The sequence below is a fragment of the Kushneria sp. EE4 genome, from assembly GCF_977968315.1.
The window spans coordinates 2,138,185-2,152,456 of record NZ_OZ386212.1 but is presented as its reverse complement, the minus strand read 5'-3'; the positions used below and the strand labels follow the sequence as shown (position 1 = coordinate 2,152,456).

The window sequence follows — 14,272 nt, the reverse complement described above, 5'->3', positions numbered from 1 at the left end:
GGGGCAGGCGTTGCGGTGCCCTGCGCCGTGACGTCCGAAATAGGCCCATAAACCATCGTTGTTCCCGGCAGGGGGCAACAGACAAGCGCCGCACAATAGGGCCGGGCATGGATCGGGAAATGCCCCTGTCGCGCCATCCAGACGGGCAGCCCTGTACATCAGGATGAATCAGAAAAGGGGCAGTAGCTTGGCAGAGGAACCCACACCACTTCGTCCGGAACCCATTGCCGGGAAGGAGAGCGACCCGCTTTTGCAGTCGCTGGTCTTTCTCTCCCGCTACCACGGCGCGCCGCGGTCGGGCGAGGTCATCAGCGCCGGTCTGCCCCTCGATGACGGGCGGCTGACGCTGTCGCTTCTGCCGCGCGCGGCCGGTCGTGCGGGGCTTTCTGCCAAACTGGTCAGCCAGCGCCCCGACCGCGTCGCCGATATCCTGCTGCCGTGTATCGTGATCCTGAAGGGCCGTCGGGCCGCGATCATGCTCTCGCGTGACAGCGACCGACAGCATGCCACCATCTATCTGCCCGAAGCCGATGGCACCCAGGAGATCCTCATGGATAGCCTGTGTGAAGAGGCCACCGGCCAGATTGTCTATATTCGCCGCGAACATCGCTTTGACGAACGCGCGCCGGAAACCATGAAACTGGCCGAAGGGCACTGGTTCTGGTCGACGCTGAAGCTTTCTACACCGATCTATCGCGATGTCCTGATTGCCTCGCTTCTGATCAATCTGTTTGCGCTGGCCGCGCCCCTTTTCACCATGAATGTCTACGACAAGGTGGTGCCCAATATGGCGTTCAGTACCCTCTGGGTGCTGGCCAGCGGCATGGGCATCATCGTGGCGTTTGATCTGCTGGTGCGCCAGGTGCGGGCCTTTTTCCTTGATACGGCCGGGCGCAAATCGGAGGTACTGCTCTCCTCGAAGATCTTTGCCAAGGTCATGAACCTGCGCATGGAGGCGCGGCCCGTGTCGGTCGGTGCCTTCGTCAAGAACCTGCAGGAGTTCGACTCGGTTCGCGATTTTTTCACCTCCATGACCATGACCACCGTGGTCGACATGCCCTTTGCCATCTTCTTTTTGCTGGTGGTCTGGATTGTCGGCGGCCCACTGGTGTGGGTGCCCATCATCGCGCTGGTGATTCTGATCGGCTACAGCATCCTGATTCAGTGGCCGATGAAGCGCTCGATCGAGCTGGGCTCGCGGCTGGCCACCGAAAAGCATGCGCGACTGGTCGAAAGCGTGGCGGGGCTTGAAAGCCTCAAGCTGGCCAATGCCCAGGGCGAAACCCAGCGTCGCTACGAGCGCGCCGTCGGCGAGATCTCCAAATGGGGCGTTAAAAGCCGCAACCTTTCTACCTCGGTCTCCTCGCTCACCATGAGCGTCAACCAGCTGGCCACCGTGGCGCTGGTCATTTACGGCGTCTATTTGATCGGCGATGCGCAGCTCTCCATGGGGGCGCTGATCGCCGCTGTCATGCTGACCGGGCGGGCACTGCAACCGCTGGCACAGATGGCGCTTTTGATCACGCGCTTTAGCCAGACCCGCAGTGCCATGGCGGCCATCGATCAGATCATGAAGATGCCCGAGGAAGTGGAAGAGGGCAAAAACTATGTCCACCGTGACCGGCTCAACATGCGCATCGAGTTCGATCACGTCGGCTTTCAATACTCACCCGAGTCCCCTGAAATCCTGCATGACATCTCCCTGATCATCGAGCCCGGCGAGCGGGTCGGCATTATCGGGCGCATGGGCGCCGGTAAAAGCACACTCCAGCGCATGATGACCGGGCTCTACCGCGCCACCAGCGGCAGCCTGCGCATCGACGGGCTGGATATCAATCAGCTCCATCCCGCTGATGTCCGGCGTCATATCGGTCACGCCGGTCAGGACAGCGCACTCTTTTTCGGCACCATTCGCGACAACATCACCCTGGGTCAGCCTCACGCCAGCGACGAGGCCATCCAGCGCGCCGCTGATGTGGCAGGCGTGGCCGAATTTACCCGCCACGACCCTGACGGACTGGACCGTCAGGTCGGCGAGGGCGGCCGGCTGCTGTCCAGCGGTCAGCGCCAGTCGGTGTTGATGGCCCGGGCACTTTTGATCCATGCCCCGCTGTTGCTGCTCGACGAGCCCGGCGCGCACCTGGACAACCGCGCCGAGGCCCGGCTGCGGCGCGTGCTGATGGAGATGCCACGCAATCAGAGCGTGGTGCTGGTCACCCACAAGAGTTCGATGCTGGAAGTCGTTGATCGTCTGATCGTGCTCGACAAGGGCCGCATTATTGCCGATGGGCCCAAGGCAAGCGTGCTCAAGGCACTCAATGAAGGCAGGGTCCATGCCCCGGGCGCCGGACCGGGGCCGGGTGCCGCCGGCGCGGATGCGGAGGTGCGTCATGGCACAACGGGCTAGAAAAGGGCGCTGGCCGCGCCCGGGCAGTCATGAACTCGAGCTGGCCGACGATGCCAGTGCCGCCATGCTGCTGGCCACACCCTGGCGCTCGCGCATCCTTTTATGGGTGCTGCTGGCGGTGCTGGCTGCCTTTGTCGCCTGGGCGGCGACTGCGCATGTCGAGATCGTCACCCGTGGCACTGGTCAGGTCGTGCCCTCGACCCGGCTGCAGACTATTCAGAATCTGGAAGGCGGCATCGTGCGCGAGCTCTACGTGCGTCAGGGCGATATTGTCGAGCCCGGTCAAAGGCTTGCCCGAATCGATCCGACCCGGGCAAGCTCCGATCTGGCCGAGCGGGAGTCGACGCTTGCCGGACTGCAATCGATCATTGCCCAGTATCAGGCCGAGCTTGCCTCCGTGGTCATCAATACCGAGGCCGACGGCTGGCAGGATCAGGTCGTGATCACCCTGCAGCCGCCCGAGTTTAACGAGACATTTCGATCAGCCAATCCGGACCTGGCCGCCACGGCGACCGAAAGCTATCGCGATCGCATCGGCGGGCTGCGCACGCAGCTGGATCAGTCGCGGGATCAGATTGCCCAGCGCACTCAAGAGCTCAGCGAGATTCGCGCCCGGGTGGCCAGCCTGTCGCGCAGCCATCAGCTGGCCAGTCAGCAGCTGGCGATTACCACGCCGCTGGTGCAGGAAGGGGTGGTCTCGCGGGTGGATCTGCTGGAACAGCAGCGTCAGGTCAACGACCTGCGCGGGGAGCTTGAATCCGCGCGGCTGTCCATTCCGTCCAAACAGTCCGAGCTGCAGGAAGCCATCAGCCGGCGCCGTGACGTGGCCGCCCAGTTTCGGGTGCGCAGCGCCGATGCCCTGAGTGAGGCCCGCGGTCGCCTGGAGAGCCAGCAACAGGGGCGGGCCAGCCTGCAGGACCGGCTGGACAGAACGCTGGTGACTTCGCCGGTTCAGGGCAGTATACGCACCATCAACGTCAACACCATCGGTGGCGTCATCGAGCCGGGGGCGAGCCTGATGGAGATCGTGCCCATCGAGGATCAGCTACAGATCGATGTGCGCATTCCACCGCGCGATATCGGCTTCATTCATCCGGGCCAGCCGGCCACGGTCAAGCTCTCGGCCTATGACTTCACCATCTACGGCGGGCTCAGGGGGGTGGTGCAGCGTATCAGCCCTGACACGGTGCAGGACGAGAAGGGCAACAGCTTCTACGAGGTCACCGTGGTGACCGATCAGAACCATCTGGGCGGCGAGCATAATCCGATGACCATCATCCCCGGCATGCAGGCCAGTGTCGATGTCATCACGGGCGATCAGACCATTTTGCAGTATCTGCTCAAGCCGATATTGAGAGCACAGCAGGGTGCCCTGCGTGAGCGTTGATGGCGCTTGCGCAAACAATGAAAAAAGCGATCAGGGGGTCATGATGAAAAAGTGGTGGGCCGGGCTGTATGTGCTCTCACTGGCAGGGGCGGCGCAGGCGCAGTCGCTTGATGAAGCCGTGACGCAGGCCATCATGGAAAACCCCATAACGCGCACGGAAGTCGCGCGCTATGAACAGTTCAGGGACAGTGCCCGGGCACAGCGGGGCGCCTGGCTGCCGTCGGTGGATCTGGAAGCCCGTGCCGGCCGGGGGCAAAACGAAAGCGAGGTCAACGGCATCGACCGCTCAAGCGATGCGCACAACTACCGCCGCGGCTCCATCACGCTCTCGCAGCTGATCTGGGACAACAATCGCACGCTTGAGCGCGTTCGCAACGCCGACAGCCAGATCGACTATCAGCGCTGGGAAGTCGCCGCAGCGGCCAACCGGGTCGGACTGGCCACGATCGAGACCTATCTGGACGTGTTGCAGACGCAGCGACTCGTGGCGCTGGCCGAGCGCAACGTCGACACCCATCAGCGCATTGCCGCCGACATTCGTCGCCGCAGTGAGCTCGGCGCCGGCACGGCCACCGATGCAAGCCAGGTCGACGGCCGTCTGGCTCGCTCACAGTCCAGCCTGATTGCGGCCTACAACAATCATGAGGATGCCATCTCCTCTTTTTTGCGTCTGGTCGGAGAATCACCCCGGGACCTGACACCACCGGACGCGGTGGATCTTTCCCCCGTGCCCGCCGAACTCGAGCAGGCACTGGCCATGGCCAATGAAAACAACCCCATTCTGGTGGCGGCGCGCCATTCGGTGACGGCGGCCGGTCATGAAGTGGGTGCCGAGCGCAGCAACTTCCTGCCAGAGCTGCGCTTTCAGGCCAGTCGACTGACAAGCCGGGACTACGACTTTGAAGGCAGCCGCGCCAACGACTGGAATGCCGAGCTTGTGATGTCGTGGAATCTCTATCGCGGGGGGAGCGATGCGGCCGAGCTGCGCGCCCGACACCACTCGCTGGAAGCCGTGCAGTACGACAGCGACCGGGCCCTGCGCGAGGTGCGCGATGAGCTGCGTCTGGCCTGGAACGCCCGCGATTACGTGACCAGCCAGTTGCCTTATCTGGAGCGACACGTCAGCGCCAGCGAACAGACCCGGGTCAACTACCGCAAGCAGTTTGATATCGGCCGGCGCACCCTGCTGGACGTGCTGGACAGCGAAACCGAACTTTACAGCGCCCAGCAGGATCAGGTGCAGGCGCGCTTTGCCTTGACGCGCGCGCGCTATCGCCTGCTGGCCGTGACCGGCAATCTGCTTGACACCCTCCAGATTCGTATCGACCAGGGCAACGTCGACGGCAATCAACTGCTCGGGGCCGGCAGTCCGGCGCCAGGAGGCGAATCATGAGTCTTTTCCATCGTCTCGTCTCCGGCGTGGCCGGGCTGTTGCTGCTCTTTTCGATCGGTATTTTTGCCATCAACGTGCAGCACGCCCGCCAGTCGCTGCTCGACAGTCAGCGTCTGGAAACGACCAACATGACCCAGGGGCTGAGTCTGACGCTGGCGCAGTTCATCGAGGAGGGCGACTGGACCAGCGCCGAAACACTTTTGAAGGCCACCTCGGACGGCAGCTTTGTCAATACGCTCAGGCTCGAGGCGGTCGGGCTCGACGAGCCGCTGGTGGTGCGAAATCCGGGTACGACGCGAGCGCCTGGCTGGTTCCAGTCGCTGGTGTCCCTGCCGCAGCTTGCCACTCAGCGTGAGATTTCCGGCGGCTGGTCGCCACTGGGGACCATCATGCTCGAGGCGGACAACACGCTGCCCTACGACCAGCTCTGGGCGCTGGGGCTGAATCTGTTGCTGTGGCTGGCGGTGGGCATGGCGCTGACGCTGGCCGTCTGCGCGCTTGGCTTTCGACGGCTTCTGACGCCGCTGCATCGACTCTCCAGCTACATCGAGGCCCTGCAGATTGAAGGCTATGCCGGCCCCATCGAGTCCACCCGCGTTCGGGAGCTCAAGGGCATCACTCAGGCCGTCAATCATCTCAGCGCGCGACTCAGCGATCAGTTTGAGGCGCAGACCGCGCAGGTTATTCGTCTGCAGCGCATGGCCGAGCGTGACGCCGTTTCAGGCCTTGGCAATCGCTCCTATCTGACCCGCATTCTGGATGAGTGGCTGGCCGCCCCCGAAGGCGGCTCGCTGATGATTCTGCGTATCGACCATCTCGGCGAGATCTACCGTCGCGACGGCTTCGAGGAGCGCGACAACGCCATTCGCGCCATCGGCGACTATCTGACCGGGATGAGCGTGCAGGGCACCCCCATCCAGGCGGCCCGACTTTCGGCCGAAGAGTTTGCCCTGATCGTGCCGGATGCCAGCGACGCCCATCGCGAGGAGCTGGTGCTGACCCTGCTCGACCGGATCGATGACATCGTCGATGTTAACCCGCTCGACGAGGAGCGCGCCCATCACGCCCGTGCCGGTATCGTGCTGCGCGAGCCGGGTCTTCAGCGGGTGCCGATGCTCTCCAAGGCCGACAGCGCCCTGCGTGAGGCGATCGAGTCCGATCAGCGCTGGTATACCTCGCCGCGTGAGTCCCGCCACAACGAACGCAGCCGCGGCGAGTGGCGCACGGTCATCGATCGCGCGCTGGCCAATCATCAGGCCGTTTTCGTGGCGCAACCCGTGCTGCTCAACGACGGCCAGGAGCTGCACCGGGAGCTGTTCATGCGCCTGAAGGAAGGCGATGAGCTGCATCTGGCCTCGACCTTTTTACCGATCGCCCGTCATTTTGGCATCGGCGCGCAGATGGACCGCTACGTGCTGGACTGGCTGAGCCGTCACGGGCACGACATCGATTATCGCCTGGCGCTGAATCTGACAGCGGATCTCATCGGCAGCGACGTCGAGGTCGATGCCCTGATCGAGTGGCTTAAAGCGCACCCGTCGCTGGCGCGTCAGCTGGATATCGAGGTCACCGAAGAGAGCGTTTTGCGCCACGGTCAGAATGTGCAGCGCCTGTTCAGAAAGGCCGCCACGCTTGGCGCGCGTGCCGGCGTCGACCGCTTTGCCCGCGATCTGAATTCGCTGCCCGTGCTGGGCAGGCTGCGCCCGGATTACGTCAAGATCGATCAGACCTTTTTCGTGCGTGACGATGTCGACAACGAATTTCTGCACAGCCTGTGCATGGCGGCGCATCAGCTTGAAGTGCTGGTGATTGTGACCCGTGTCGAGTCCGAGGCGCAGCGCGCACGCGTCACCGAGATCGGCGCGGACGGCTATCAGGGCTATCTGGCCCCGGCGGTGGCACTGAATCCGGGGGTTCATTAATGCATGCGCCGGACGATAAACAAGCATGATCTGACAGGGAATGTCTGCCGATGATGGGGCGATGGTACCGGTGGGGAGCAACCGTACTGCTGGTGATTGTCCTGCCGGCCTCGGCCGGTATGCTGACAGGCTCGGCCATTCCGCCGGCCGGCGCCATCGTCGGACAGTACGGCAGCACCGGTCTTGCCCGGGTGGAGCGCTGGCAGGCGCTGATCACACGGCTCAGGGGCCAGCCGGTGGCCGTACAGCTGGCCGGGGTCAACGATTTCTTCAACCAGCTGGATTTTGTGGATGATGTCGACGTCTGGCATGTCGAGGACTACTGGGCCACGCCGGTCGAGTTTCTGGGGGTCGGGCGAGGCGACTGTGAGGAGTTTGCCCTGGCCAAGTATCTGACCCTGCGCGAGCTGGGGGTGCCCGATGATCAGATGCGTCTTCACTACGTCAAGTATGTGCCCTATGACCAGTTTCACATGGTGCTCTCCTGGGCGGCACAGCCGCAGCAGATGCCGGTGATCCTGGACAACATCGACAAACGCATTTCGCCTGCCGCGTCCCGTCGGGACCTGATTCCCATCTACAGCTTCAACGCCAGCAGTCTCTGGACCTCGACCGCTTCGGGCCAGGAGGCGCCGGTAGGCAATGCCAATCGGCTGAGCCGCTGGGAGGACTGGCAGACGCGCGTGCGAGGCGGCGTCATGAACCGACCCTGACGCCTGACGCTGCGAAGGCGTTATCGATCATGCTTCACCCCCTGCCTTTTGCCGGTCTCCTCTGCGTATACTGATACGTCTGTCAGCGACTTCCCTGTCGCCTGATGTATTTGTCAATGGAGACCCGTCATGAGCTGGACCCCCACCCGCGAAGCCTTTGATCAGTACATGCTGCCCAATTACTCACCCCAGAAGGTGATGCCGGTGCGCGGCGAGGGGAGCCGCCTGTGGGACCAGGAGGGTCGCGAGTACATCGACTTTGCCGGCGGCATTGCCGTCAACGCGCTGGGGCACTGCCACCCGGCGCTGATGGCAGCGCTCAAGGCGCAAAGCGAGAAGGTCTGGCACCTCTCCAACGTCTACACCAACGAGCCGGCGCTGAAGCTGGCGCGCACGCTGGTCGAGAAGACGTTCGCCGACAAGGTGTTTCTGTGCTCCTCGGGCGCCGAGGCCAACGAGGCTGCGCTCAAGCTGGCACGGCGCTACGGCCATGACACGGCGGGCGAACACAAGCACCGCATCGTCTCCTTTCGCCAGTCCTTTCACGGCCGCACCTTCTTTACCGTCAGCGTCGGCGGCCAGCCCAAATACTCCCAGGGCTTTGGTCCGGTGCCCGGCGGCATTGTGCACGGCACCTACAACGATCTGGAAAGCGCGCGCGAGCTGATCAACGACGACACCTGCGCGGTCATCGTCGAGCCGATGCAGGGCGAGGGCGGCGTGACCCCGGCCACGCCCGAATTCCTCGAGGGCCTGCGCAAGCTGTGTGACGATCACAAATCGCTTTTGATCTTCGATGAAGTGCAGTGCGGTGTCGGCCGCAGCGGTCGGTTCTACGCCTACATGAACTACAACGTCACGCCCGACATTCTGACCTCGGCCAAGGCACTGGGCGGCGGTTTCCCGATCGGTGCGATGCTGACCACCGATGAGATCGCGCGCGTGTTCGTGGTCGGCACCCATGGTTCGACCTATGGCGGCAATCCGCTGGGCGCGGCGGTGGCACTCGCCGCGGTGGAAACCATCGGCTCGCCCGAGGTGCTCGAGGGCGTCGAGACGCGCTCACAGCGTTTCCGCGAGCATCTGGAAAGGCTCAACGAGAAATACGACTGCTTCAGCGATATCCGTGGGATGGGGCTGCTGCTGGGTGCGGAGTTCAAGCCCTCCTTTGGCGAGCGCGGACGCGAAGTGCTGGCCGCGGCCACTGAAGAGGGGCTGATGATGCTGGTGGCCGGCCCCAACGTGCTGCGTTTTGCGCCGTCGCTGGTCATCGAGCCGGAGGTCATTGACGAAGGCATGGCCTGTCTCGATCGTGCGCTGGCACGGGTCGTGGCCAACGACTGACGGAGACGCTGGCATGTCACTGATTGCACGCAGTGCCACGACCGCCGACATCGACGCTATCATGGCCATGGCCGAGGCGGCCCGGCCGGCGCTGACCAATCTGCCGGCCGATCGCGATCGGCTGGCCGCGCGGCTGGCCGCAAGCGAGGCGGCGCTGGCGCACAGCGTGGATCGTCCCTGCGATGAGCAGTATGTGCTGGTGGTGGAGACCGATGAAGGCGAGGTGATCGCCACGGCCACGATCAGGGCGCTGGCAGGCGGTCGCGACGCCTATTACACCTACCGCCGGGAGACGCTGATCCATGCCTCCCAGCAGCTCGATGTGCGTCGCGAGGTGGATATTCTGTCCATCTCGCACGAGATGTCGCACGCCTCACTGCTGTGCGCACTGGCCACCACCGATCATGATCTGGCCGACAGCGCCCGACGCCTGCTGCGCGCGGCACGTCTGGCCCTGATCGCCCGGTTCCCGGAGCGCTTTGCATCGACGCTTTTCGTGGCGCTGTCCGGCTATCGCGAAGCCGGGCGCACGCCGTTCTGGGACGGCGTGGGGCGCCATTTTTTCTCGCGTGATTTTGACGAAATTCATCGGGCGGCCAGTCTGGGCTCGAGAAGTTTCATCGGCGAGGTCATGCCGCCGTTTCCGCTCTATCTGCCGCTGCTCGATGACCCAACGCGCGAGGCGATCGGGCGGGTCGGGGACAATCACGCCAATGCGCTGCGCGCCTGGCAGCAGCAAGGGTTTGCCCTGTCGCGCCACGTCGATCTGCTTGATGGCGGCCCGCTGCTGGAGGCCGCACGCGATCATCTGCCCCGGGGGCAGTGGCTGACCGTCCAGGTCGGTGACACGCCGGACGACGAGGCATGTTCCGAGGCGCTGCTGATCGCCAGTCAGCGCTCGGGAAACTTCAGGGCCCGGGTCGTGACCCGACACATCAACGAGCGCGGCCAGTGCGTGCTGGATGACGCCTGTGCCCGATCCCTGTCGGTGGCCGTTGACGAACCCGTGCTGGTCATTCCCTTCACCCGGGCCGGTGATACGGAGGGCCTGTCATGCTGATCCGTCCCATCGAGGCCGGCGACATCGATGCTCTGCAGGCGATTGCCGTCGAGACCGGGCCGGGATTTACCTCGCTGCCCAACAGTCGCGACTTTCTGATCGACAAGATCGCTCACGCCCGCGAGAGCTTTGAGCTTGTCCCTGACCCGTCCGCGGCATCCCCCGGGGCGGCGCTCTACTTCTTTGTTCTGGAAGACGACAGCCAGCCTGCGGACAGCGACGAGCGACTGGCCGGCTGCTGCGCCATCGAGGCGCGCGTCGGGCTCGAGGCGCCGTTTTATCACTACCGCATCGGTCAGCTGGCGCATTCCTCCAGCCATCTGGAGCTGCACCGCACGCTGGACACACTCTTTTTGTGCTCCGATCACACCGGCTCTGCCGAGGTGTGCTCGCTGTATCTGCGCGAGGGCTGGCGCGGTGAGGCGCAGCGTTTGATGCGCAACGGCACACTGTTGTCGCGGGCGCGCTGGCTGTTCATGGCCGGCTTTCGCGAGCGTTTCCCGGCGCGGGTGCTGGCCGAGATGCGCGGACGCTTTGACGACGACGGCAAGAGCCCGTTCTGGGAGGCGCTGGGCCAGAAGTTTCTGCCCATCGAGTTTCAGCGCGCCGACCACCTCACCGGCATGGGCGAGAAGGGCTTTATCGGCGAGATGATGCCGCGCCACCCGATCTGCACCTCCTTTCTGCCACCGGCGGCGCGCGAGTGCATCGGGCAGGTCCATACCCGGACCCGTCCGGCGCTGGCAATGCTCAACCGGGACGGGCTGCGCTTTGAGGGCTACATCGACATCTTTGACGGCGGCCCGACCGTGGAGGCCTACATTGATGATGTGCGCTCGATTCGCGACAGCCACACGGCTCGGGTTGTTATCGAAACCGAACTCGAACACGACGAGCGGCCCGGCTGGCTGGCGGCCACCACCGGCGCGGCGATCGATTTTCGCGCCGGCTGGGTCGGGCGGGGCCCGCAGGCGGGCGAGATCGCCCTGACCCCGGAGGAGGCGCAGCGCCTGAACGTCGAGGCCGGGGATACGCTCAGGCTGCTGGCCACCTGAGCGCACCATGTTCATGGAGGACGAGATGAGTATCGAGATCACACAGCAGCTGTTGGTGGGCGGGCAGTGGACGCCGGGCGAGGGGACAGCGTTTGACAAGCATGACCCGGTCAGCGGCGAACGACTCTGGCAGGGTCAAAGCGCCAGCGCCGCTCAGGTGGATCACGCCATTGCCGCCGCCCGCCAGGCCTTTCCCTACTGGGCGCGAACGCCGATCGAGACGCGTATCACGCTGCTGGAAGCCTTTCGCGAGCGTCTGGAGCATCACCGCAACGCACTGGCCGATACCATCGCCCGAGAGACCGGCAAACCGCGCTGGGAGGCCGGCACCGAAGTGCAGGCCATGATCGGCAAGATCGCCATTTCCATTGCCGCCTGCCACGAACGCACGCCCACGCGGGCGCGGGACAACGCCGGCGTGCGCGCCGTGGTTCGTCACCGCCCGCACGGGGTCATGGCGGTCTTCGGCCCCTATAACTTCCCGGGCCACCTGCCCAACGGCCATATCGTGCCGGCGCTTCTGGCCGGCAATACGGTGGTGTTCAAGCCCAGTGAGCTGACCCCGGCCACGGCCGATCTGGTGCTTGCCTGCTGGCAGGCGGCCGGGCTGCCGCCGGGCGTGATCAATCTGGTGCAGGGCGGCATCGAGACCGGCCAGGCGCTGGCCGGTCACCGCGGGATCGACGGGTTGCTCTTTACCGGCAGCGAGGGCACCGGCCGGCGGCTACACGAGGGCATGGGTGGGCGGTTGGATACGATGCTGGCACTGGAGCTGGGCGGCAACAATCCGCTGCTGGTGCATGACGTGCCCCAGGATCTCGAGGCAACGGTGCTGACCATCGTTCAATCGGCCTATGTCTCCGGCGGGCAGCGCTGCACCTGTGCCCGGCGCCTGCTGGTGCCCGAGGGTGCACAGGGTGATCGACTGATCGAGGCCCTGCGCCGGACCTTGTCCACTCTGGTGGTGGGGCCGCAGTTTGACGGACTCGACGGTTTTGGTGAGCAGGAGCCGTTTTACAGCGGGCTGGTTTCGCCGGCGGCGGCGCAGAAGATGATCGATGCCCAGCAGCAGCTTGAATCGATGGGCGCGCGGGTGCTGTCGCGCATGACGCTTTTGAAGGAAGGCACCAGCCTGGTCTCGCCGGGGCTGATCGATGTCACCGGACTCGAGGTACCGGACGAGGAGTATTTCGGACCTCTGCTAAAGGTATACCGTTATCCTGATTGGGAAAATGCGATTGCCGAGGCCAATAACACCCGCTTTGGGCTGGCCGCCGGGCTGCTCGGCGGCACTGACCGGGTCTGGGAAGACTTCGTGCTGCGCATTCGGGCCGGGGTGGTCAACTGGAACCGCCAGACCACCGGTGCCGCCAGCGATGCGCCCTTTGGCGGCGTGGGCGCCAGCGGCAATCATCGCCCCGGCGCCTGGTATGCGGCGGACTACTGTGCCTGGCCGGTCGCCTCGATGGAAAGCGATACGCTGGTGCTGCCGGATCAACTGCCGCCGGGCATCACGCTGGACGGGTTTGATGGCGAGCAGGCGACATGAGGGGGAAGCAACATGAGTGACGCACTCGAGATCAATTTTGACGGCCTCGTCGGGCCGACGCACAACCATGGCGGCCTGGCCCGCGGCAATCTGGCCTCGAAGCGCCATGCCGGGCTGGTCTCCAACCCGCGCGAGGCGGCGCTGCAGGGGCTTGAAAAGATGAAGGCATCACTTGATGCCGGCTTTCCCCAGGCGGTACTGCCACCGCAGCAGCGCCCCGACATGCGGTTGTTGCATCAGCTCGGCTATCGCGGCGCGCCGGAGGAGGTGCTGCCGCGGGTGGGCAGCGAATCCCCGGAGCTTTTATACGCGGCCTGCTCAGCGGCGGCGATGTGGACGGCCAACGCTGCCACCGTCACGCCTTCGCGCGACACGCTGGATTCGCGCGTGCATGTGACGCCGGCCAACCTGCAGTCGGCGCTGCACCGCTCGATCGAGTCTGCCCAGACCGCGCGAACGCTCAAGGCCATCTTCGCCGATGAACGCCACTTCGCCCATCACCCGGCGCTACCCGCCACGCCCTGGTTTTCCGATGAGGGCGCGGCCAACCATACGAGGCTGTGTGCCGATCATGGGGGGCCGGGCGTGCATCTGTTCGTCCACGGTGATCCGGCGCCGGACACCCTGGCGGCGCCCAGGCATCATCACCCGCGCCAGACGCTTCGCGCATGTCGGGCGCTGGCACGCCAGCACGGTCTGAGCGATCAGCAGACCGTGTTTGCCCAGCAGCATCCGGCCGCCATCGACGCGGGCGTGTTTCATAACGATGTGATCTGCGTCGGCAACGGCCCGGTGCTGCTCTATCACGAGCGCGCCTTTTTTGATGAACGCGCCGTGCTGGAAGCGCTGCGCGACCGGCTGGCGGCGCGCGCCGACGGCCAGCCGCTGATTCCCATCCGGGTGCCCGAGGAGGCCGTGTCGCTGGAAACGGCGGTGGCGAGCTATCTCTTCAACTCCCAGCTGCTGAGTCAGAGTGATGGCAGCATGACGCTGGTGGTACCGGGGGAGTGCGAGGCCGACGAAGCGGTATGGATGACGATTCAGAGCCTGCTGCTGGGTGGCAACAACCCGATCAGTGAGGTGGTAGTGCGCGACGTCAAGCAGAGCATGCGCAACGGCGGCGGCCCGGCCTGTCTGCGTCTGCGGGTGGTGCTTGCTGAGGCCGAGCGTCAGGCCATGAGCGGGCGGGTCATGCTGGATGACGCGTTGTATCGCGATCTCACCGGCTGGGTCGAGCGCCACTACCGTGACCGCCTGGCGCTTGAGGATCTTGCCGATCCGCAGCTGGCACACGAATCGCTCACCGCGCTGGAAGAACTCACCGGCCTGCTGAAACTGGGGTCGATCTATCCTTTTCAGCGGGAAGGCATGGCGGAATAAGGCCAGCTTTATAAGACCATGGTGGTAGCGCGCCAGCGCCCGCTAACGCTGACACTGCAGGG

General features: G+C 64.6%; 10 protein-coding genes. All 10 read left to right on the top strand.

Annotation, left to right across the window (positions count from 1 at the left end; translation table 11 throughout):
- The first annotated feature begins 187 nt into the window (after window positions 1-187).
- The 10 genes from ACXMYO_RS09890 (at window position 188) to astB (ending at window position 14,210) form a co-directional block, all read left to right on the top strand.
- Window positions 188-2,407: a type I secretion system permease/ATPase gene (locus tag ACXMYO_RS09890; protein WP_457808590.1), complete on the top strand. Its 2,220-nt coding sequence runs from the start codon at window positions 188-190 to the stop codon at window positions 2,405-2,407.
- Window positions 2,391-3,794: an HlyD family type I secretion periplasmic adaptor subunit gene (locus tag ACXMYO_RS09885; protein ID WP_457808589.1), complete on the top strand. Its 1,404-nt coding sequence runs from the start codon at window positions 2,391-2,393 to the stop codon at window positions 3,792-3,794. The genes ACXMYO_RS09890 and ACXMYO_RS09885 overlap by 17 nt, the downstream gene beginning before the upstream one ends.
- 43 nt (window positions 3,795-3,837) lie before the next feature.
- On the top strand, window positions 3,838-5,187 hold the full coding sequence (locus ACXMYO_RS09880) for a TolC family outer membrane protein (RefSeq protein WP_457808588.1): 1,350 nt from the start codon (window positions 3,838-3,840) through the stop codon (window positions 5,185-5,187).
- Window positions 5,184-7,109 carry an EAL domain-containing protein gene (locus ACXMYO_RS09875; protein WP_438764351.1) on the top strand — a complete coding sequence of 642 codons (1,926 nt, stop codon included), beginning with the start codon at window positions 5,184-5,186 and terminating at the stop codon, window positions 7,107-7,109. Before ACXMYO_RS09880 ends, ACXMYO_RS09875 begins: the two co-directional genes overlap by 4 nt.
- A 50-nt stretch (window positions 7,110-7,159) precedes the next feature.
- On the top strand, window positions 7,160-7,822 hold the full coding sequence (locus tag ACXMYO_RS09870; protein WP_438764350.1) for a transglutaminase-like cysteine peptidase: 663 nt from the start codon (window positions 7,160-7,162) through the stop codon (window positions 7,820-7,822).
- A gap of 129 nt (window positions 7,823-7,951) precedes the next feature.
- Window positions 7,952-9,166, top strand: a complete 1,215-nt coding sequence (locus ACXMYO_RS09865) for an aspartate aminotransferase family protein (RefSeq protein WP_457808587.1) — start codon at window positions 7,952-7,954, stop codon at window positions 9,164-9,166.
- Window positions 9,167-9,179: 13 nt separating this feature from the next.
- Window positions 9,180-10,226: an arginine N-succinyltransferase gene (locus tag ACXMYO_RS09860; protein ID WP_457808586.1), complete on the top strand. Its 1,047-nt coding sequence runs from the start codon at window positions 9,180-9,182 to the stop codon at window positions 10,224-10,226.
- A complete protein-coding gene (locus ACXMYO_RS09855; RefSeq protein ID WP_457808585.1) occupies window positions 10,220-11,281 on the top strand; it encodes an arginine N-succinyltransferase in 1,062 nt (353 codons plus the stop codon). The genes ACXMYO_RS09860 and ACXMYO_RS09855 overlap by 7 nt, the downstream gene beginning before the upstream one ends.
- A gap of 31 nt (window positions 11,282-11,312) precedes the next feature.
- Window positions 11,313-12,830, top strand: coding sequence for a succinylglutamate-semialdehyde dehydrogenase (gene astD, locus ACXMYO_RS09850; RefSeq protein WP_457809485.1), 1,518 nt, complete (start codon window positions 11,313-11,315; stop codon window positions 12,828-12,830).
- A 12-nt stretch (window positions 12,831-12,842) separates the two neighbouring features.
- Entirely contained in the window at window positions 12,843-14,210 is a 1,368-nt protein-coding gene (gene astB / locus ACXMYO_RS09845; protein ID WP_457808584.1) for an N-succinylarginine dihydrolase, read from the top strand.
- The last annotated feature ends 62 nt before the right edge of the window (window positions 14,211-14,272 follow it).